The sequence below is a fragment of the Desulfosporosinus metallidurans genome (assembly GCF_001936615.1).
Classification (GTDB): domain Bacteria; phylum Bacillota; class Desulfitobacteriia; order Desulfitobacteriales; family Desulfitobacteriaceae; genus Desulfosporosinus; species Desulfosporosinus metallidurans.
The window spans coordinates 1-688 of sequence record NZ_MLBF01000172.1 but is presented as its reverse complement, the minus strand read 5'-3'; the positions used below and the strand labels follow the sequence as shown (position 1 = coordinate 688).

Genomic DNA, 688 nt, shown 5'->3' with positions numbered 1-688 from the left:
CATGAACAATGAGGTCAGCTATTTCTTGAAACCAACAGCTCCACAGCCAATGATAGATACACACTTTTCCAGCTAAACATTTGCTGGACACCGCCTCTTTTCAAGCAGGTACTTTTTTATCATGCCTTTGTACGATCAAAGGAAATATTCGGTATATGTCCTTACTCTGAAGCAGTAATAAAATTAATACTTCCCGAAATTGAAGAACAGACCCAGTAGAGCCTTTTTGCCCAGACGTACGTAGGCATAGAAAAAAGTATTTGGAAGTCTCTGTTTTCTATGCCGTCCACGATGACAATATTTTGCTGTAATTTGAGAAAATTATTTGGTGCTACCTTAGAAATCAAATCCTTGACAAACTGCATCGTTATAGGCTGTCCTGGCAGCGGAGGATTTATTTGCGTAGACAGCGGGATATAAAGAGCGTGAATTTGATTAGCTTTCTTAAACGAACAGTTAAAGCCATACTCTTTATCGCATGGCTCTTTGTTAAAACACGTTACAATATGTTTCCCATTGAGTTTCTTTTCTTGAGCATAAATTGATTCAACGGCATCACCTGGATCGAAAAAACAATAGACTATATACGACTCTGGTAACGACTGCCAATATCCTTGAATCTCTTCCCATAGCGACGTTAAAGTTTTTTTTCTCTCCAGATTCAAGGACATCTAATACTTTTTTAAGT

At 37.9% G+C, this 688-nt stretch carries 1 protein-coding gene; it reads right to left on the bottom strand.

The features are described 5' to 3' along the window. Positions 1-161 precede the first annotated feature (161 nt). Entirely contained in the window at positions 162-665 is a 504-nt protein-coding gene (locus tag DSOL_RS26215) for a hypothetical protein (protein ID WP_139314645.1), read from the bottom strand. Positions 666-688 lie beyond the last annotated feature (23 nt).